The organism is Corynebacterium yonathiae (assembly GCF_027570195.1).
Classification (GTDB): domain Bacteria; phylum Actinomycetota; class Actinomycetes; order Mycobacteriales; family Mycobacteriaceae; genus Corynebacterium; species Corynebacterium yonathiae.
On the sequence record NZ_JAKMUZ010000001.1, the window covers coordinates 59,878 to 79,249 of the forward strand.

A 19,372-nucleotide genomic window follows, 5' to 3' on the forward strand; every position below is an offset into this window, starting at 1 on the left:
AGGCTCTAGCGCGGCATGTGGCGCCAGATAGGACGTGGCACTAGGCGCATGACCCACGCTAGGCCTTGCAAAGCGCGGGGGATCCAGATGGTACGCGAACGCGGCTTACCGCGACGAACATCGCGGGCGATGCAGCTGACCACGGCCTCGGCCACATCCGCCGGTCGCACTGAAAGCGGTGCCGGCTTCATTCCTTCTGTCATGCTCCCAATGACAAAGCCGGGGCGCGCGGTAATGAGCCCTACCTGACTGCCGTGCAGCTTATCGGCTAGGCCTTGGCAGAAGGCGTCGAGACCGGCCTTGGTAGAGCCGTAGACATAATTCGCTCGGCGGGCCCTCCACCCTGCGATCGAGGAAAACGCGACGATGTGGCCGCGCTGCATACGCTCAGAAACCAACGTGAGCAGGGAAAGCTGCGCCGCGTAATCAATCGTGGCGATGTCGACTGCGTGGGAAGCATCGCGCTCCGCTCGCTCCTGGTCACCCAAGATGCCAAAGGCTACGACCGTAAGCTCCAAAGGCCCTGCAAGCTCTATCGCGCGGTCGACAACACCAGCATGGGACGGAAAATCTGCGGCGTCGAAATCGAGCAGATGCACGCTGCGCGCTCCCGCCTCCCAGAGCTGTTTCTCCGCGTCGTTCATTCCGTGGGTGCCACGAGCAGCGAGCACGATGTCCTTACCGGGAGCAACCCGCCGAGCTATTTCGCCGCCGATATCACTGCGGCCGCCAAGTATTAGTACGCCAGCCATTTAACGGACTTCACGCGGAGCTAGGTTGAGGGACTCGTAGCCATCGCTGGTAAGGATCACGATATCTTCCAAGCGCATACCCCACTTGCCTTCCACGTAGATGCCCGGCTCAATGGAAAAGGCCATGCCCTCTTCCAGTGGGAGGTCATTGCCGTCCATTATGAACGGCTCTTCGTGAGTAGACAGGCCGATGCCATGGCCGGTGCGGTGGACAAAGTTATCACCCCAGCCGGCCGCAGCGATTGCCTCGCGGGTGATGGCATCGATCTCTGCGGCGGTGCTACCGGGGTGGGCTGCAGCGCGGGCGGCTGCTTGGGCGTCGGCAAGCACGGCATAAGCATCTTGAAAATCCTGCGGTGCCGTGGAAATGTCCCCGCCGACCACGTAGGTGCGGGTGCAATCGGAGTGGTAGCCGGAAGGCAGAGTGCCGCCGATATCGACGACTACCGGCTCTCCTTCCGCGAGCACGCGGTCCGAGAAACTATGATGCGGGTTGGCCCCGTTCGGGCCCGAGCCGACGATCACGAAATCGATAACGGAGTGCTCCCGCAAGATGAGCTCTTCCAATTCGTGAGCTACCTCGGCCTCGGTGCGGCCCGGCTGGAGGAGCTGTGGCACCTGTGCGTGGACTGCATCGATGGCGTGGCCAGCCTTGCGCAGCTCAGCAATCTCAGCTTCATCCTTGCGGGTAAAAAGCTCCGCCAGCGCGTAGGTAGCCAACTGATAATTGGCTTGTGGGATCAGATCCTGAAAACGCAGGACGTGATCTGCAGTCAGCGACTGCCCCAGGGCTACCTTGCCTAGGGTGTGGCCAGCGCCACGCAGTGCGAGCTCGTAGGGATTATCGCCGTCGTTCCAACCCCGCAGCTCTACATCCAGCTCTCCTACCGGAGCGGCCTTGATATCGATGATATCGGTATTAGGCGCTGCGATCCACGCATTGCCCTGCTGCGGCACGACTAAGACCGTCAGGCGCTCGTGGGAGGAAACCCAGGAGCCGGTGAGATAGGCAAAGTCTGGGCCCGTGCCGATCAGGAGCAGATCAATGTCCTTGTCCTTAGCGGCCTGTTGGGCGGCCTGCAGACGTTGGGCGTAGACATCAGCGGAAAAAGTCTGAGTAACAGTCATGCTCCAGAGTCTACTCGCCCAAGCCGCGGCTCTTAGGCCCCGATGGCTACCACACCGCGCTGTATCGCGTCGATGGCGCGGCGAGCATTGCGTTGAATCTCGCCATCATAACCGGTCTTGGCCACCTGTTGCAGCAGGTCAATGACTTGACGGCACCAACGAACAAAATCACCAGGGGTAAGCTCAGCGCCGGCTTCATTGGCGGCAGCCATACAATAGCCCAAAGGCGCACCTGCTGCCCACTGGTGCACCGCCAAGGCGAATCCGGCTTCTGGCTCACGGGTGGGCGGCAGTCGATGCCGCTGCTCATCAGCGGTAAGTTCGGTGTACACGCGCCACGTACCATTCATAGCATCGGCCATGCGCTCGGTGGCTGCCTCCGGCTGCCCACTGGTAGCCTTGCGGTTTTCGAAGCAGCACAAGGAGGCAACGCCAGCAAGCTCCGCGGGATCCAGGTCATCCCAAATTCCGCGTTTGAGGCATTGCGCCACGAGCAAATCGGATTCGCTGTGAATCTTGGCTAGACGCTCGCCTTCCTCAGTAATTACGGGCGTGCGTTCGGAACCTACCCCGGTGAACTCGACATAGTCCATCTCTGCCAGAAGGTCCACGATGCGCTCGAAAGTACGGCCCAAAGTATCTGTAGCCTTGTTTACCTTGGACTGGAGCTTGTCTCGGTCCCGCTCGCGCCGTGCCAGCTTTTGGGCCAGACCCGCTAGCTGCTCGCGATCAGTAGCCGGCCACTCATGAGCGGGATGGGCGCGCAGTGCATCGCGCAACTGCCCCACCCGCTTATTGGGCCGAGCACGGGTCTGCGATTTCATTCGCTTGGGCCGGTCAAAGTGTTCGCGGTGCAAGACATCTTGTACATATCTGGTATTGCGACGCGGGTTCTTGCGCACTGGCTTCGGGATCTTGATGCGACCGACCTGGATGGGGGGATTATTAATCCCAGCTGCATCGATCCGGCCAGACCACCCAGACTCAGTGGTAACCCACGGGCGGGGATCCGCAGTCTGGTTTGCCGGAGTAACAACCACTGCGAGAATAGGGCGCTTCTTGCCGGGCATGGCAATAACGTCGCCTAGCTGCAGACGTCCCAAAACCGCGATTACTTCTTGGTTGCGTTGGTTAACGCTATCGATTTTGGACTGCTTTTCTTCCGCAGTGAGTTCGCGGCGCAGGCGGACGTAGTCCATTAGGACCTCGGCGGGATCTTCCCCATCCTTCGCTGGAGGCGCGAGCGATGCCACGGCATCATCCAACTGGCTGCGCAGCTCGCGCACTCGATGTTCCGCGCGCTCAATTTCGCGGGTTTCTTGCACCACCGAGCCATCCGCTTGGAACTGGGCAAAAGACTTTTCCAGCAAACGAAGAGAATCTTCGAACCCGAGCATGCCCAGCAAGTTGATCGCCATATTATACCCCGGCGCAAAGGTGGAAATGAGAGGGTAAGTGCGCGTGGAAGCAAGGCCAGCTACTTGACGCGGATCCATCGCGGGGGCCCATTGCACGACTGCATTGCCCAAGGTATCGATGCCACGGCGTCCCGCACGGCCGGTCAGCTGCGTGTACTGGCCTGGGGTGAGATCAACGTGGGCTTCACCATTGAACTTGATGAGTTTTTCTAGCACCACGGTGCGCGCCGGCATATTGATGCCGAGAGCCAAGGTTTCCGTAGCGAAGACGGCGCGGACAAGGCCGCGTACGAATAGGTCTTCTACGATATGCCGGAAGGCCGGCAGCATTCCTGCGTGGTGGGCTGCAAAACCTCGGGAAAGGGCTTCGCGCCAGCGCTTGAAGTCTAGGACCTGCAGATCTTCTTCGGGGATACCTTCTACACCAGCATCGACGATTTCTTTGATCTGCTGTGCTTCTTCCTGGGAGGTAAGCACCATGCGGCTGCGCAGACACTGATTGAGCGCGCCATCGCAGCCGGCGCGGGAGAAAATGAAGGTAATTGCCGGCAGCATGTCTTGGGATTGGAGTACTTTTAGCACCTCTGGGCGGCCCAGTGGGCGATAGCGATCCTGTTGGCGGGAAGCGCCGGAGCGTCCCCTTCCCTTTCCGCGGAATTCGCTACGTCCACCACCCTTGTGGCGGGCTCGGGCGCGAAAGCCCTTGCCGGACTTATAGTCTGCGCGACCATTATCGGTATCGCCGGCCTCAAGGCGCTGGATTCTACGCTCCAGCTCAGCGTTGACCTGTCCGCCGGATTCGGGCTCGAAAAGCGGATAAATCTTACGTCCGAGCATCATCCACTGGTCGAGCGGAACTGGGCGGTGCTCGGAAACGATCACGGTGGTATCGCCACGCACAGTGGAAAGCCAATCGCCAAATTCTTCCGAATTGGACACTGTGGCAGATAGACCAATGATGGAGACATGGTCAGCCAGGTTAAGGATTACCTCTTCCCATACTGCGCCGCGCGAAGCATCGGCCAAAAAATGAATCTCATCCATGACCACATGGGTAAGACGATCTAGGGCAGCGGATTCTGCGTAGATCATATTACGCAGTACCTCGGTGGTCATGACGACGATCTCTGCATCAGAGTTGATTGATACATCACCGGTGAGCAGGCCAACAGCTTCCTCACCATGTTCTTCCACCAAATCGTGGTACTTCTGATTGCTCAACGCCTTAATAGGCGTTGTGTAGAAGCACTTGGTGCCGCGGCTTAATGCCAGCGAGACCGCAAACTCGCCCACAATGGTTTTGCCGGCGCCGGTCGGCGCGCACACTAGCACGCCGTGCCCGTCTTCCACGGCTTGGCAGCCCTTAACCTGGAACTCATCCAAGGGGTATGGCAGGGCTGCAGAAAAAGAATCTAGATGAGTTTCAGTCATGACTCCCCAGGCTACCCGTGCCTAGAGGACATCGTCGAAAAAGCTGGAGCTATTCGACGAAGTCCCGTTGACACCGGTGGTCCACGTCTGCGGCTGCTGGTGCTGCGCCTGCTGGACTGGTTGAGAAACCGGCTGAGAAGGTGCGGGCGAAGGGTTCACCTGGGTTGGTGCCGCAACGGGAGTGGGCCCGCCGATTGCTCCTGGTCCGGCGCCGAGTGGTGAGGAAGTCTCGTCATCAAGGTCCATCCATTCGGGGCGCTGGCGTTGTATGCGCTTGTCGTGGATCCGGCAGAACTGGAAGGCAATCTCGATAAGAAGGATGAGCGATCCAGCCAAAACCACCATCGAGAAGGGATCCTGGCCTGGGGTAACGAAGGCAGCGAAAATCATCACAACGACAATGATGATCCGCCGCTTGTCCTTGACATGTGCATATTCGAGCACGCCGATTAGGTTGAGCGACACAATTAGCAGGGGGATCTCAAAGCTGACGCCAAAGATGAGCAGCAGTGCCAAAAGGAAGTAGAAGTAACGCTCACCTGTCAACGCTGCCGTTTGATACTCGTCACCGAGGCCCATGAGAAATTCCAGACCAACGGAAAGGATGAAATACGCGAGCAGCGCGCCGGCAACAAATAGTCCCACTGCAGCAGAGACGAAACTCAAGGTGTAGCGTCGCTCGTTCTTATGGAGGCCAGGGACTACGAAGGCCCACACCTGATATAGCCACACTGGTGAGGACAATACGGTGCCCGCCAGGGCGCCTACCTTCAAGCGCAGCAGGAGCATTTCAAACGGACTGGTGGCCAAAAGACGGCATTCGCCATCCGCGCTGAAAGAGGCGCGCTTCTCTGCTGGCAGAGCACAATATGGCTCGCGAAGAATCTCCCCCAGCGGGGAGATACCGAACGGTGCTTGTTGATACCAAATAAAGCCTATAATCGCGCCAACAACCACCGCTATAACGGAGATGATGACGCGGCGGCGCAGCTCCTGCAGGTGCTCAACCAAGGTCATCTCCCCAGTGGGGTTTTTCGGCTTGCGGGAAAAGCGCAGCTTCCCCTTCACGTTCTTGTTTACCTTCGGGGCAGAAACAGGTTGTGACTGTGGCGACATCAGTGTGGCTCTTTCAACGCAAAAGAGCGAACACTTCCCTGCCGCGCGGATTACGAGGGCGTCTCCGCGCGCTGTAGAGGTGTTCGCGCAACGACGGGCTTGGGGCGTTTATTGCTGAGGATTAGTGTTGCTTCGCTGGCCCGGCTGCATGTCTGGTCGGCTCCAGAATTCCTCGTCGGACTGCTGCTTCTGGCTCAACTGTGCCTGCGCCTGGGAACGCTGGGTGTCCTCGGAATGCATCTCATTAACCTCAGACTTGAAGATGCGCATGGAACGGCCCATAGAGCGCGCCAGTTCCGGCAGCTTCTTTGCGCCGAAGAGCAAGACAATAACGAGAACAATGAGACCAATTTCCATAGGTCCTATGCTCATGGAGAAACCTCTTTCAATTAGTGCGCCAGCATGCCGGGCAGCGGTACTGCCGGAAGATTTTCCAGCGGGCGGGCGCAGTTAACGGGCAAGTAACTGGCTATTGAGTATAGCCACTCAAAGCGATGTTTCCTCGTTCCGCAATGAGGTTTACCACGGATTGAGGAGCCACTACCCGCAACCTATCAGCTTGACCCAAGGCAAAGCGAATAAGCCAATCCACCGATCCCACAGGCATCGTTGCAGCTATTTCCCCATTTCCCAGGTCTTCACCCAGCTTCATATCGTAGTACTCGGCCAGCCACGTGAATTCTTGGTGAATTGCTAGTTCCACGGTGTCCGCATTGCCCAAATTAAAGGGTGAAGCAGCATCAAAATCAAGATCTTTCAGATGCGGCTGCGACTGCTCTTCTTCCAAGTAAGCGTTCCTAATGCGGTCGATCCGGAAGGTGCGATGGGTTTGCTTTGCTTCTTCCCATGCCGCCAGGTAGGGCTCAGAATCGACGATGAAGATGCGGGCCGGATCCACCAGACGTTCGGATTCCGTATTAGACGAAGCACTCCAGTAGCGCAGCCGCACCCGCTTTCGTTCATTGACCGCTTGGGTCAAAAGCGCCTGAATATCCGTTTCTTCAGGGGCTGGAGTAGACAGCGAATCATAAATTGCTGCCGTCTTTTCATCCATGATGCCGCGCAGTTTAGCAGCGGCGGATTCGACCGCGTGGGCATCGATAAGCCCCGGCATGGCCTGCAGGGACTCCAAAGTAAGGAGCAAGGCGCCGGCCTCGGTGGGGGTAAGCCGAAGGGCCTGGCTCAAGCCTTGATCATTGTGGATGGTTACCCCGTCGCGATAGCTGAAGCTGAGATCAATGAGATCTTCAGTATTGCGGCCCGTGCCGGAACAAAAGAGCCGATCCAGGGCTTCTTTCAGCTCACCGGGTTCCATTCCCAAATCCGTGGCCGCTTCCATGGGCGTCTTATCGGGGTGATTTTTAAAGTAAGGAATCAAGTTCAAAGAACGTACGAGCGCCTGGAGCTTTTGCGATCCATCTGCCATAACTAGCGTCCTTCCTCCGGTTGCGCCGCAGTGCGCAAAAGAGAAATGACCTCTTCGCGCACTCCGGCTGGCTCCAGCACTTCTACCTCTGGCGCGTACCCGGCCGCTGTGCGCACGAGCCAATCCTTATCCACCTTGTAGAGCATTACTGTGCCATCAGGCTGTTTCTCGCCCGCATCCATCAACTCCTGTGCCTTTCCCACCGGAATGATAAGCCGCGCGTCTACCTTTTCCCCGCGCTGCAGTGCACGTTCTACCAAGGCCTGCAGGGGCTCTGGTGGGACGGTGTGTTCTGCGGGATCATGTGAGCGCTTGATATCGGAGATGCGTAGCGCGCGAAAGACACGAGGGGCGCCGCGGTCTACATCGAAGCCCACGATGTAGATGTGGCTATCGCGGTTAACTACTCCCCAGGGATCCATCACGCGGCGCGCTGGTTTAGCGGCTGGGTTCGCACGGTAGGAAAAAGTAATGCGCAGTCGATTACGCACCGCAGCCAGGACAGAGGTAATAACTTCCGGTGCGAGGCGGGTGATATCATTGACCGCCGTGTACACCGGCGCACCGGAAAGGTTGCGCGAGGCGCCGCTGGCAGCAATCTTCGTCCACCCCGACAAAGAGAAATCGCTCAAGCCTCCCGTGGTACCCATTCCTCCTGCTATGCCTAAAACCATGGCCTCTTCCGGAGAAAATTCCACCGGCGGTAGCTGGTAACTGCTCGCGTCCAGGCGGTAGCGCGCGCCGTCTTCACCACCGGAATGCACAATGGGTACCCCAGCGCGTTGGAGGGTCGCTATATCGCGTTCCAGGGATTTGGCGAAGGCCTCATCCGACTTATCGCCGTACCCAGCAACGTGGCGACGAATCCACGCGGCGCTGCGATCTGGGCTACCGCCGGAGTTTGCCGCGCCTTGCAGAGCGAAAGAGAGATTAGTGAGTCTTTCTACTGCCTCATCATGCCTTTTGGGCGTGGGGTTATGTGCTGCCACGTGCTGTATTGTCTCCCTGATATGCCTCTATGGTGGATCTAGCTGTGGTGTAGACGCATATAGTCTAGCAACGCATCGACCCGTTCATCGTGGGCAAGGAAGGGATCTAAAAGTTCCTCGGTTCGCGGTTCGGGCCGATTTACCTTCAGCCGCGTCCAATCAACCGTGATATTAGCGCCGCAGTTACGTGCAGCAGCGAGGAACTGGCCGCGCAGCGCAGCGCGAGTGGTCGCAGGCGCTGTGTCCATGGCGTGTTCGATGTCCGAATCCGTGATCCAGCGATCGATAAGACCTTTGCGCAATAGAACATGGTATAGCCCGCGTCCAGGTCGAATATCGTGATAGGTCATATCAATCTGGGCCAGCTTGGGGTGATCCCACTGCCCGCCGAGCCGCGCACGATAGCGCTCAAGCAGTGCGAGTTTAATAACCCAGTCTATTTCCCTGTCCACTTCGGAAAAGTCTTGGATCTCAATAGCGCGCAAGGTGCGCTGCCAGAGATCAACCACGCGCCGCAATTCGGCGGTGGGGGTGCCGGCGTCTTCCCTTTCTTCCAGCCATTGGCCTGCGCGGGTACAGAGTTGCTGTTGCACCTCCAGCGCGGTGACGGATCCACCACCGGCAAGCGGCAGTTCGGTCGATCCCGTCATATCGCGTGCAATGGCGCGGATATGGTGAATCGGCTTTTCGATATCATATTCCGGCAGCTCAAATCCGGCTTCCAACATTTCCAAGATGAGCAGCGTTGAGCCTACTTTCAGCGCCATGGTGGGCTCGGCCATATTGGAATCTCCCACGATGACGTGCATACGGCGGAAGCGTTTGGAATCGCCATGCGGCTCATCGCGGGTATTGATGATGGGGCGCGAACGAGTGGTGGCAGAAGAAACTCCTTCCCACACCTGGTCCGCACGCTGCGAGAGCAGGAATTGAGCGGGCTTATCGCCCTTAGCGGGTTGGACCATGCCGGCGCCGCAGATAAGCTGGCGGGTGATGAGGAACGGCAGGAGCGCACGGCCCAAGTCCTTGAGGACCATATGGCGGCTGATGAGATAGTTTTCGTGGCATCCGAAGGAATTGCCAGCCGAGTCCACGTTGTTTTTAAAAAGGTACACCGCACGCGGGTGGCCCTCAGCGGCGAAGGCTTGCTCTGCTTGCTCGCCAAGCCGGTTGACAATGGCATCGCCGGCGCATTCATAGGCCAAAAGCTGGCTTAAGCTATCGCACTCGGCGGTGGCTACCTCGGGATGAGAGCCGACATCGAGGTAGAGGCGGCTGGCATTGGTTGAAAAAATATTGGAGGAGGAATGCTCCTGGACGATGGGCCGGAAAAGCACGCGCGCTACCTCATCGGGGCTCAGAGTCCGTTCCTTCGAGCCCGCGCTGGTACTTAGGCCATATTCTGTTTCAATGCCCATGATGCGTCGGGCAAAGACAGGGCGCTGGTCACTCACCCTTACTGCCCGCCCTTTTGGACATAGGAGCGCACGAATTCCTCGGCGTTATTTTCTAGCAGCCCATCGATCTCATCGAGGAGTTCATCGGTGCCGGTGGTATTAATACTGAGCTGCGTGGAGGTAAACTCCTCTTCGCCAGCGGAGTCATCGCCGCCATTACCGCCGGCGACCTGGGACTGATGAGTCGACATAAGTAAACAATCCTTTCTGTGGATTCTTCCTTTATACGTGGTTATTAATTACGGTACTCGGGGTGGATCCCGCTGTCAGTGAGTCCTTGGAGAAGATCCTCGACGGTGTTTGCGGTTTCAATGATCTCCCCGCATTCAGCCCGGCTAAGACCCCTGGTGTGATCCATAGGAACGGTGGCCCAGGGTGCCGCGGTGCCCCTGCCCACGCGCACGGTAAGGCTTTGCCAGCTTGCGGCAATGATGTCCTCGCCGAATTTCTGCGTTACTCGGCCGCGGAAATAGGCCCGGGTGTCCTGCGGCGGACAGGTGGATGCACGCTCAATTTCGGCGGGGGTAAAAAGCTGCCGCATCTGGCCTTTGCGTACCAACGCGTGGTGAAGTGATTTGGCTGGATCGATTTCCGCATACTGCAAATCGATAAGGCGCAGCTTCGGGTCGTCTGGATCGATGCCGCGGTCGAGATAGCCCTTAATCAGGCGATACTTTGCCACCCAATCCAGCAGGTGTGCGGCCTCCATTGGGTCCTTTTCCAGTAGCGAAACTACCTCGTCCCAGGCCGCGAGGACCTTGTGATCGGATGGCGTGCGTGGGGTTAGGCGTGCGCGATATTCGGCAAGGAGCTCTAGGGCGGTGAGTTGGCGGGCGTCGGCAAGCGTGAGCCGATGCTGAAGTCTAAGATCGCGGCTCACGCGTGGGACTTCCGCCACAGCATCCTGCAGGCGGAGGTCGCTGAAGTCCACGCCCTCTTCGATGGCATCGAGCACCAGAGAGGTCATCCCCAGTTTGAGCAATGTAGACGTCTGCGACATATTCGCGTCCCCAATGATGACGTGGAGGCGGCCGAAGTCAGCATGGACTGCATGCGGCTCATCGCGGGTATTGATAATGCCGCGATTGAGGGTGGTCTCTAGCGAGATTTCTTGCTCAATATAATCAGCGCGTTGGGAGATCTGGAAACCAGGTTCCTCGCCAAACTCCCCCAGTCCCATGCGTCCAGCGCCGATGACTACCTGGCGAGCAACAAAGAAAGGGATGAGGGCCTGCGCCAGGGTGTCAAAGCCCGTTTCACGGGAGTACTGGTAGTTCTCGTGCGAACCATAAGACGCGCCCTTTCCGTCCACGTTATTTTTATAAAAACGCAAGGCTGGGCAGGGCTCGTGGTTGGCAAGGACGGACTTCCCTTGCGCGCTGAGCCCCGCTACGGCCGCGGCTGCTTGCAAAAGCGTGGCATCCCCTGCGGCGTCATAAAGCGTGGCGTCCCAGGCATTAGTGCATTCCGGCGCGGAATACTCTGGGTGCGCATGGTCGACATAAAAGCGCGCGCCATTGGCCGTGACCACATTGGCTACTCCAATGGCGTTGGGGTCGACTACAGGCACCGTCTGGTAGCGCTTGAGATCAAAGCCGCGGGAATCGCGCAGCGGGTGTTCCTCGGCAAAATCCCAGCGTGAGCGTGCCCCTGTGTGCATCGCAGCATAAGCCACCACCGCGTGAGTGGAAGAAATAATGGGCGAGTACTCCGGCAGCTCTGGGGTTGCAATTCCGTACTCGGTTTCGGTACCTACAACGCGGCTCATGCGCTCCTCCTTGTAGACAATAGCTCCACCCGTTCTACGCGGGCACCTGCATGGTCTTGGGAAATAATCTTGGTCCATTCCTCCGGGTTGGTGGAGGTAGGAACATATTCTGACTCGGCGCGCTCGGCTGCGATGGCCTCGAGCAAGTGCTGCTTGGCGATGCCCCCGTGGTCCCCGCCTGTCCCCTGCTCGCTGCCTGCGCACAACCGCAGAGCGTCCTTGATAGCCAGCTTTTTGGCCCGGGAGAGGATATTGGCAATCATCGCGCCGGAGACAAAGTCGCGGTAATGCAAAATTTCGCGTTCCCCGCTGGAAAAGTGCAGCTGCACAAAAGGCCGATCGGAATAGAGATCATCCACCGCAGCACCGATGAGTTCGTCCAGCGTGCCCTGGTGCGGCACGGATTCGGCGAAGTGGCGGGTAAAAATTTCGCGGGCGCCTTCTTTATTGGGCCGGTTGATGCGGATCTTGATATCCAGGCGGCCGGGGCGCATGATAGCGGGATCGATGAGCTCCTCGCGGTTGGTAGCGCCAATGACGATCACATTGGACAGGCTCTCAACTCCATCGAGCTCCGTGAGAAGCTGCGGTACAACCGTGGTTTCCATATCCGAGGACACGCCAGAGCCACGGGTGCGAAAGATCGATTCCATTTCATCGAAGAAGATGACCACGGGACGATCAGCACTGAGCTGGGCTAATTCACGGGCACGCTCAAAGATGAGGCGGATGCGGCGTTCCGTCTCCCCCACATACTTATTAAGCAGCTCTGGGCCCTTGATATTGAGGAAGTAGCTCGTCCCCTCACTACCCAATTGCTGTGCTAAAGAGTGGGCCACTGCCTTGGCAATAAGCGTCTTACCGCATCCTGGCGGGCCATACAGGAGGACTCCCTTAGGCGGCTGCAGCTCGTATTGGCGACAGAGGTCTGGATGAATAAACGGCAGCTCTACGGAATCGCGAATCTGGGAAATCTGCTCGTCCAGCCCACCGATATCCTCATAGCGCACATCCGGCACCTCTTCCAAAGAAAGCTGGGTGACTTCAGTCTTTTCCACCTTTTCTAGCGCAATGGCAGCTTTGGGATCCACGAGCACAACCTCGCCTGCTGGCACGCGCGTTTCCTCGCGCAGGGCATGCGACAGCAGCACCACCTTTTCTTCGCCTGAAGAATTTGCCACTACCAGGCGGTCATCGTTAAGGCGTTCCACCACCGTTGCTAGTTCGCCCGTACGCTCAGGAGGGCAGCCTTCCACCACCACGAAACCATCGCCCAAGCGAACCTGCTGGCCTGCCGAAAGGCTGTCTAGCTCCACATTGGGCGAGACCTTAAGCCGCATAATGCGGCCATTGGTATAGACCTCCGCGGTGGTTCCCACTTCGCTGTGGGCAGAAGAATAGCCGAGAAAAACACCGTAGGTTGATGCCGGCTCGGCCAGCGCATTGAGCTCGGCAAAAAGCTGTTCTAGCTTCACGCGCGATTCTTTTAATAAGCCCGCCAACTTCTGATTGCGGGCGGCAAGCTGGCTGACCTGCCGCTTATAGTCCGTGGCTTCATCCATGCCCACTACTCTAACGCGGCGCGGGCAGCGAGAGAGGGCACTTGCGTTTTAAATTCTGTGCGTTAAAGCGGTCCTACTTCCGGGCACGGCGCTGCGGGCGTGGTGGGGTGACACCATCGGCCAGGCGGCGAGTCCAGATGAGGAAGGCGGTATGCGCGTTCATACGGTGTTCTGGGCGGGTAGCTAGGCCCTCGACCTTCCATTCCCGCACCAGCGACTCCCATGCTTTTGGCTCGGTAAAGCACTTGAGCTCACGGATTCCTTCCATGACCTTCATCAGCTGCGGCACCGTTGCCACGTAGGTCATGAAGACACCGCCGGGAATGAGGAGATCGCGCACGGTCTCCAAGTGTTCCCATGGTTCGAGCATGTCGAGGATAACGCGGTCTACCGGTCCACCCAGGTCTGCAGCGCTCACGTCTGCCAGATCACCAAGGCGCGGCGACCACCATTCCGGCTGCTCGCCAAAATATTCCTTCACGTTATCCACCGCATACTCAAGGTGATCATCGCGCACCTCATAGGAATATACATGGCCTTCTGGGCCGACGGCACGCAGCAAAGACATCGATAGCGCACCGGAACCGGCACCGGCCTCGAGCACGCGCGCGCCCATAAAGATATCGCCTTCTACCAAGATCTGCGCTGCATCCTTGGGATAGATCACCGCGGCACCCCGCGGCATGGACAGCACATGATCCACCATCAAGTGGCGGAAGAGGAGGAAGGAGGAGCCAAGGGTGGACTCAATAACCGAGCCCTCATCCATGCCCACGATGTCATCGTGGTTGATGATGCCCTTGTGGGAGTGGAACTGGCCTCCTTCTTCAAGAATGACCGTGTAGTGGCGCCGCTTGGCGTCGGTAAGCTGCACGCGGTCGCCATAGGCAAAGGGGCCGGAATAAGCCATGTCTCAAGACTCCTCGAGGTTGCGATTACTATCCCACCAAGTATGCCTCAAGTGCCTGCGCGAGCCATACTTGGTCCCGCTCGCCCACCATTTCACGCGCCGAGTGCATCGACAGCATGGGCACGCCCACATCCACGGTGTCGATGCCCAAACGGGTTGCGGTGATGGGACCGATGGTCGATCCGCACGGCACGTCGTTATTGCCTACAAAGCGCTGCACCGGCACGCTCGCCTTCTCACATGCTGCCTCCCATAGCGCCACCGTGGTTGCATCGGAAGCGTAGCGCTGATTGCCGTTGATCTTGGTTACTGGGCCCTTGCCGATGATCGGGTGGTGCGTGGGATCATGCTTGCCCACGTAGTTGGGATGTACCGAATGCGCCGCATCGGCCGAAACACAGCTCGATCGGGAAAACATCTGGAAGCGTTCCTCCTCGTTAGCCCCCAGCGCCCGGGCCGTTCGAGTAAGTACGTCCGCCAAAATGGGCCCGCCCGCACCGTAGCGGGAGCTGGAGCCCACCTCTTCATGATCAAAGGCCATCATGACCAGAATATCCTTGCCCTGATAGTCCTGAGCAGCGTTTTTCATTGCCGCGAGCGACGCATATACAGAAGACAGGTTGTCCATTCGCCCGGCCGCAATAAACTGATCCCCAGCCCCAAAGACTTCACCACGGGCTGCATCGGCAGTAATTAGGTTGAAGGAAGCAATATCCTGCTTGGCGACGCCCGCCTTTTCCCCCACTACCTGCAAGATCGACGCCTCTGGATGACCGACGCTCAAAACAGGCTGCATGTTGTGCTGGCGGTCCGGTTTGAACTCATCCTTGCGGTACAGGTGGATGGCCAAAGATGGCAGGCGCAGGACAGGGCCAGTATTTACCACATGCCGCGTGCCGTCCTTAGTCACAATCTGGCCAGCCACGGTTAGCTCCCGGTCGAACCAGGTATGCAGCAGCGCCCCGCCATAGACCTCTACTGCTACTTGCTGCCAGCCTGCCGCCGAAAAGTCCGGCGTGGGCTTGAGCACCAGGCCCGGCGAGTCCGTATGTGACCCCACGACGCGAAAACCAGAATTCTTATCCGCCCCCTCTGGCACGTACCAGGCTGCTACCGCGCCGCCGCGCACCATCATGTGACCACCTGGCGCGGCCGACCATTCCTCGCTCTCATCCTGGAGATCAAATCCCACCTCGCGCAATTGGCGGGATACCTCCTCCGCAGCGTGATAAGAGGAAGGAGAAGCGGCGATGAAATCAAGGAAATCTTCGGTATAACTCATACCTCCTAGCTTGCCACGAAACGCACGGCGATAGGCTAGATACACCATGGCTACTTCATCGATACCCCGCCCGCTTGCCCTGTCGCCCTCGCGCGCTTCCGACTACAAACAGTGCCCACTGCTCTACCGCTTCCGGGCCATTGACAAGCTGCCCGAACCCAAAACCATTGCACAGGTCAAAGGCACCCTAGTACACGCAGTGCTGGAAGAAATGCACAAGCTACCCCGCGCAGAGCGGACGTACCCTGCCGCGGTGAAGATGATTAAGCCCTCCTGGGCAGACATGACCGATAAGGATAAAGAGCTGCTTGAGCTGGTGCCGGAAGAGGACACTTATGACTTCTTCGTTTCCGCCAGAGAACTGCTCAAAGGCTATTTCCAGATGGAAAACCCACAGGGCTTTGATTGCCAAGAAACCGAGATGTACGTCAATACGGTCCTTCCCAATGGCGTTCCCGTTCGTGGCTTCATCGACCGCGTAGACCGCGCGCCGACAGGCGAGGTCCGAGTCGTGGACTATAAAACAGGCAAGAAGCCCCTCCCCCGCTTTTCCCAGGACGCGCAATTCCAAATGCGTTTTTATGCGTTAGTGTATTGGCGCCTTCTAGGCACAATCCCCCACCAGTTGCGCCTGATGTACCTCAAGGTCTTAGACTCGATGTTTCTTACCCCGAATCGAGAGGAGCTCGAGTACTTCGAGCGCGATCTCGGCGAGCTATGGGCCAAAATCGAGGCCGATGGGCGCGCCGGGGACTTCCGCCCGAAGCCCTCTAAACTCTGCGGCTGGTGCGCCCACCAAGCTCTCTGCCCCGAATTCGGCGGCACTCCGCCACAGTACCCGGGGTGGCCGGGTTCCGCGGCGGATGCGAAGGACTAGCGACCCACAGGCTTAAAAGAGGCCGGAGATGGTGCCTTGCTTATCGACGTCTATATTATTGGCCGCCGGCTTCTTAGGAAGCCCAGGCATAGTCATAACATTGCCGGTAAGTACGACGATAAAGCCCGAACCGGTACGCGGCAGCAATTCGCGGACGTGCAAAGTATGGCCTTCTGGCGCTCCCAACGCGGTGGCATCATCGCTAAAGGAATACTGTGTCTTAGAAATGACCACAGGCAACTTATCCCAACCATTGTCCTGGATGTACTTTAGGTCTTTAAGCGCCTTTGCCCCATACTCCACGCGGTCGGCACGATAAATCTCGCGAGCAATGGTCTCGATGGAGGCTTCAATTCCCTGCTGCGGATCGTAGAGTTGCGTGGCACCGCCCTGCAGGTTCTCCAGCAAGGTCTCTGCCAGCTTGGTAGCACCCGCGCCACCCTCGGACCAGACGTTGGCCTCCTCCAAGGCGACTCCAAAGTCTTTGGCCCACGCCCGCATGAACTCGCGTTCCGCCTCAGTATCCGACCAAAAGAGGTTGAGCGCTACCACCGGCTTGATCCCAAACTTGCGCAAATTTTCAACATGGCGCTCCAAGTTGATAACACCCGCCTTCAGGGCATCCAGGTTCTCCTCGGTGAGCTTATCCTTGGCCACGCCGCCGTTATATTTCTGCGAGCGGATGGTGGCAACGACAACAGCACCGGCAACATCCAAATCGCCAAAGCGCGCCTTGATATCGACGAACTTCTCTCCACCTAGGTCGGAGCCGAAGCCGGCTTCGCTCAGGACAATATCGCCGAATTGCAGTGCGGTTTGAGTTGCTAATAGGGAGTTGCAACCGTGTGCAATATTGGCGAATGGTCCACCGTGCACCAAGGCCGGCACCCCGCCGAGGGTCTGTACGAGGTTCGGATTAAGGGCATCCCGCATCAGGGCCGTGAGCGCACCTTCTGCATTCAAATCACGCGCAGTGACAGGGCGCTGATCATAGGTGAAGCCGATAGTGATATCACCGAGACGCTTCTTCAGGTCTTCAAGGTTTGTGGCCAAGCACAAAATGGCCATGATTTCAGAAGCGGCAGTAATGGTGAAACCGGTTTCAGCAGGCACACCGTGGGCCGGCCCGCCCAGGCCAGTGACCACGTTGCGCAAGGCACGGTCATTAACGTCCATGCACCGCTGCCAGGTAACGCGTCGCGGGTCGATGCCCAATGCGTTGCCTTGATGAATGTGGTTATCAATGATGGCAGCCAAGGTGTTGGTCGCGGAGGTAATTGCATGAAAATCACCGGTAAAGTGCAGATTGATATCCCCCATGGGCACAATCTGTGCGTAGCCGCCGCCGGCCGCGCCGCCCTTAATACCCATCACTGGGCCTTGCGAGGGCTCTCGCAGGGCAACCATTGCCTTCTTGCCCAATTGGTCTAGGGCATCGGTCAGACCAATGAGAACGGTGGACTTACCCTCTCCTGCAGGGGTGGGTGATACGCCGGTGACCAGTACCAGTTTGCCTTGGTTCTCCTTGGAATAGTCAACCTTGGTGATATCTACCTTGGCTTTGGTTGTGCCGTAGGGAATCACTGCGTCGGCAGGAATGCCCGCCTTGGCGGCAATCTCCGAGATCGGCTGTAATTGGTGGGCTTGGGCAATTTCAACATCGGATGGCTGAGTAGTCATGCTCTTAGCCTACCGAGCGCGTGAGTTAAATAGGGCGCATTTAGGAAGGAAAGTGAACTGGATTAAATCGAACGCTGATACAACGATTAAAAAGGCGCCCATGAAGGGCGCCTTGTGGACGGTTCTAGCTTCCTTTAACTATAGGAGGACGAAACCGAAAGCATAGCCCAAAAGGACCGAGAGCACGATGCTGACCGTACCTGGGATCAGGAATGGGTGGTTGAATACGGCCTTTCCGATTCGAGTCGAGCCGGTATCGTCCATCTCCACCGCTGCCAGCAACGTCGGGTAGGTCGGCAGGATAAATAGCGCCGAGACGGCTGGGAAAGCAGCAACTGCGGTAATGGGACTGACTCCCAGTGCCAGGGCCGCTGGCATAAGGGCCTTGGTCGTAGCTGCCTGCGAGTACAGTAGCGCTGCGGCGAAGAACAAGACCACTGCAAGCAGCCACGGCGAAGACTCGATAACGCTGCCGGCCATAGACTGAATATCGTCCATATAGTGGTTGATAAGGCTGGTGCCCAACCAAGCAACGCCTAGCACACAAATACATGCGGACATACCGGATTTAAAGACCGGCGTATTCAAAACATCTCCAGCCGGGACCTTAGTCATCATGACGATGATTGCGGCTGCAGTGAGCATAACCGTCATGATGGCCTCATTGCGTGGCAGGGTTGGTTCTGCGATAAGGCCGACCTGCTCCGAGGTCAGCGTGGCCCACGCCATCACGATGACGATAGCTACCAAGAACACGAGAACAGAAGCCTTGGCGCCCTTCTGCGGCGAGAAGTTTTCTGCCCCGAGAGGTGCCTTGACCAGGCCTTGTGCCTTCCGCTCCAAGTAGACCGGATCATCTTCAAGTTCTTTGCCAAACTTATTGGCTATCCAGGCAGCCGGGAAGATAGACAAGAACGTTGCGGGGATAACGACCGCCAGTACCTGCAGATACCCCACCCCAGCTGGCTCCAGCAGGCTAGCAAGCAGCACCACAGCCGCCGAAATGGGTGAAGCACAGATCGCCATTTGAGAAGCAACTACCGCGATGGACAGGGGGCGTGATGGGCGAACCTTACCTTCTTTTGCCACCTCTACAATAACCGGCAGCGTAGAGAATGCGGTGTGACCGGTACCAGCCAGAACCGTCATCAGCCAAGTAACGATCGGTGCGTAGAACGTAATCCGCTTTGGATTTTTGCGCAAAAATTTCTCTGCAACATGCACCAGGTAGTCCATGCCGCCGGCTCGCTGCATCGCTGCGATAGCGGCAATGACGGTCATGATGATGCCAATGACGTCGAACGGGATGTCTTCCCTAGTGATGGGGACACCGGTGAGACCAAGTGCCAGCACACCAAGTCCGCCGGCCATACCGATGCCGATTGATCCGATCCTCGCGCCTAAAAAGATGGCAGCGAGAACGATGACTATATGAACAATAACCATGGACATACTCCATACGCTCTGTATGCAAACTATGGGCACACATCTCCCTATAGAGTGCATGCCGTCCTCAACATCTCCTATTTTGCACCCGCTGCGGTGATTTATTCACTCGAATTGCCTGTTTGTGTTG

16 protein-coding genes are annotated in these 19,372 nt (G+C 57.8%); 1 reads left to right on the forward strand and 15 read right to left on the reverse strand.

Features of this window, described 5'->3' with window-relative positions:
* Positions 1-5 precede the first annotated feature (5 nt).
* From L8V22_RS00320 to L8V22_RS00380, 13 genes are all read right to left on the reverse strand, one after another.
* Positions 6-752, reverse strand: coding sequence for an SDR family oxidoreductase (locus tag L8V22_RS00320; protein ID WP_238800927.1), 747 nt, complete (start codon positions 750-752; stop codon positions 6-8).
* Complete coding sequence (locus L8V22_RS00325) at positions 753-1,880, reverse strand: M24 family metallopeptidase (protein WP_238800926.1); 1,128 nt, start codon at positions 1,878-1,880, stop codon at positions 753-755.
* 32 nt (positions 1,881-1,912) lie between these two features.
* Entirely contained in the window at positions 1,913-4,729 is a 2,817-nt protein-coding gene (locus L8V22_RS00330) for a DEAD/DEAH box helicase (protein ID WP_238800925.1), read from the reverse strand.
* 21 nt (positions 4,730-4,750) lie between these two features.
* Positions 4,751-5,746 (reverse strand): twin-arginine translocase subunit TatC, encoded by a 996-nt coding sequence (gene tatC / locus L8V22_RS00335; RefSeq protein ID WP_269966374.1) that lies wholly within the window; start codon positions 5,744-5,746, stop codon positions 4,751-4,753.
* 207 nt (positions 5,747-5,953) lie between these two features.
* Positions 5,954-6,217 (reverse strand): Sec-independent protein translocase subunit TatA, encoded by a 264-nt coding sequence (tatA, locus tag L8V22_RS00340; RefSeq protein WP_238800923.1) that lies wholly within the window; start codon positions 6,215-6,217, stop codon positions 5,954-5,956.
* 97 nt (positions 6,218-6,314) lie between these two features.
* Entirely contained in the window at positions 6,315-7,271 is a 957-nt protein-coding gene (locus L8V22_RS00345; RefSeq protein WP_238800922.1) for a helix-turn-helix transcriptional regulator, read from the reverse strand.
* 2 nt (positions 7,272-7,273) lie between these two features.
* Positions 7,274-8,260: a helix-turn-helix transcriptional regulator gene (locus L8V22_RS00350; RefSeq protein ID WP_238800921.1), complete on the reverse strand. Its 987-nt coding sequence runs from the start codon at positions 8,258-8,260 to the stop codon at positions 7,274-7,276.
* 38 nt (positions 8,261-8,298) lie between these two features.
* Entirely contained in the window at positions 8,299-9,678 is a 1,380-nt protein-coding gene (pafA, locus tag L8V22_RS00355) for a Pup--protein ligase (RefSeq protein WP_274707472.1), read from the reverse strand.
* 38 nt (positions 9,679-9,716) lie between these two features.
* Positions 9,717-9,908 (reverse strand): ubiquitin-like protein Pup, encoded by a 192-nt coding sequence (locus tag L8V22_RS00360; protein WP_238800919.1) that lies wholly within the window; start codon positions 9,906-9,908, stop codon positions 9,717-9,719.
* Positions 9,909-9,952: 44 nt separating this feature from the next.
* A complete protein-coding gene (dop, locus tag L8V22_RS00365) occupies positions 9,953-11,485 on the reverse strand; it encodes a depupylase/deamidase Dop (protein ID WP_238800918.1) in 1,533 nt (510 codons plus the stop codon).
* Positions 11,482-13,047 (reverse strand): proteasome ATPase, encoded by a 1,566-nt coding sequence (gene arc / locus L8V22_RS00370; protein ID WP_269966369.1) that lies wholly within the window; start codon positions 13,045-13,047, stop codon positions 11,482-11,484. The genes dop and arc overlap by 4 nt, the downstream gene beginning before the upstream one ends.
* A gap of 73 nt (positions 13,048-13,120) precedes the next feature.
* Positions 13,121-13,957: a tRNA (adenine-N1)-methyltransferase gene (locus tag L8V22_RS00375; RefSeq protein ID WP_049360856.1), complete on the reverse strand. Its 837-nt coding sequence runs from the start codon at positions 13,955-13,957 to the stop codon at positions 13,121-13,123.
* Positions 13,958-13,985: 28 nt separating this feature from the next.
* Complete coding sequence (locus L8V22_RS00380) at positions 13,986-15,239, reverse strand: M18 family aminopeptidase (protein WP_238800916.1); 1,254 nt, start codon at positions 15,237-15,239, stop codon at positions 13,986-13,988.
* Between the two features lie 46 nt (positions 15,240-15,285).
* Here L8V22_RS00380 and L8V22_RS00385 point away from each other — a divergent pair, with 46 nt between their 5' ends.
* Entirely contained in the window at positions 15,286-16,116 is an 831-nt protein-coding gene (locus L8V22_RS00385) for a RecB family exonuclease (protein WP_238800915.1), read from the forward strand.
* Between the two features lie 12 nt (positions 16,117-16,128).
* On the opposite strand, the gene L8V22_RS00390 is transcribed toward L8V22_RS00385, so the two are convergent.
* Entirely contained in the window at positions 16,129-17,796 is a 1,668-nt protein-coding gene (locus L8V22_RS00390) for a formate--tetrahydrofolate ligase (RefSeq protein ID WP_238800914.1), read from the reverse strand.
* A gap of 138 nt (positions 17,797-17,934) precedes the next feature.
* Complete coding sequence (locus L8V22_RS00395; RefSeq protein ID WP_238800913.1) at positions 17,935-19,242, reverse strand: anaerobic C4-dicarboxylate transporter; 1,308 nt, start codon at positions 19,240-19,242, stop codon at positions 17,935-17,937.
* Between the last annotated feature and the right edge of the window lie 130 nt (positions 19,243-19,372).

Coding starts and splice junctions, on each gene's coding strand:
- L8V22_RS00320 (WP_238800927.1), bottom strand. CDS start 752: ATGGCTGGCGTACTAATACTTGGCGGCCGCAGTGATATCGGCGGCGAA.
- L8V22_RS00325 (WP_238800926.1), bottom strand. CDS start 1,880: ATGACTGTTACTCAGACTTTTTCCGCTGATGTCTACGCCCAACGTCTG.
- L8V22_RS00330 (WP_238800925.1), bottom strand. CDS start 4,729: ATGACTGAAACTCATCTAGATTCTTTTTCTGCAGCCCTGCCATACCCC.
- tatC (WP_269966374.1), bottom strand. CDS start 5,746: ATGACCTTGGTTGAGCACCTGCAGGAGCTGCGCCGCCGCGTCATCATC.
- tatA (WP_238800923.1), bottom strand. CDS start 6,217: ATGAGCATAGGACCTATGGAAATTGGTCTCATTGTTCTCGTTATTGTC.
- L8V22_RS00345 (WP_238800922.1), bottom strand. CDS start 7,271: ATGGCAGATGGATCGCAAAAGCTCCAGGCGCTCGTACGTTCTTTGAAC.
- pafA (WP_274707472.1), bottom strand. CDS start 9,678: ATGGGCATTGAAACAGAATATGGCCTAAGTACCAGCGCGGGCTCGAAG.
- L8V22_RS00360 (WP_238800919.1), bottom strand. CDS start 9,908: ATGTCGACTCATCAGTCCCAGGTCGCCGGCGGTAATGGCGGCGATGAC.
- dop (WP_238800918.1), bottom strand. CDS start 11,485: ATGAGCCGCGTTGTAGGTACCGAAACCGAGTACGGAATTGCAACCCCA.
- arc (WP_269966369.1), bottom strand. CDS start 13,047: ATGGATGAAGCCACGGACTATAAGCGGCAGGTCAGCCAGCTTGCCGCC.
- L8V22_RS00375 (WP_049360856.1), bottom strand. CDS start 13,957: ATGGCTTATTCCGGCCCCTTTGCCTATGGCGACCGCGTGCAGCTTACC.
- L8V22_RS00380 (WP_238800916.1), bottom strand. CDS start 15,239: ATGAGTTATACCGAAGATTTCCTTGATTTCATCGCCGCTTCTCCTTCC.
- L8V22_RS00385 (WP_238800915.1), top strand. CDS start 15,286: ATGGCTACTTCATCGATACCCCGCCCGCTTGCCCTGTCGCCCTCGCGC.
- L8V22_RS00390 (WP_238800914.1), bottom strand. CDS start 17,796: ATGACTACTCAGCCATCCGATGTTGAAATTGCCCAAGCCCACCAATTA.
- L8V22_RS00395 (WP_238800913.1), bottom strand. CDS start 19,242: ATGGTTATTGTTCATATAGTCATCGTTCTCGCTGCCATCTTTTTAGGC.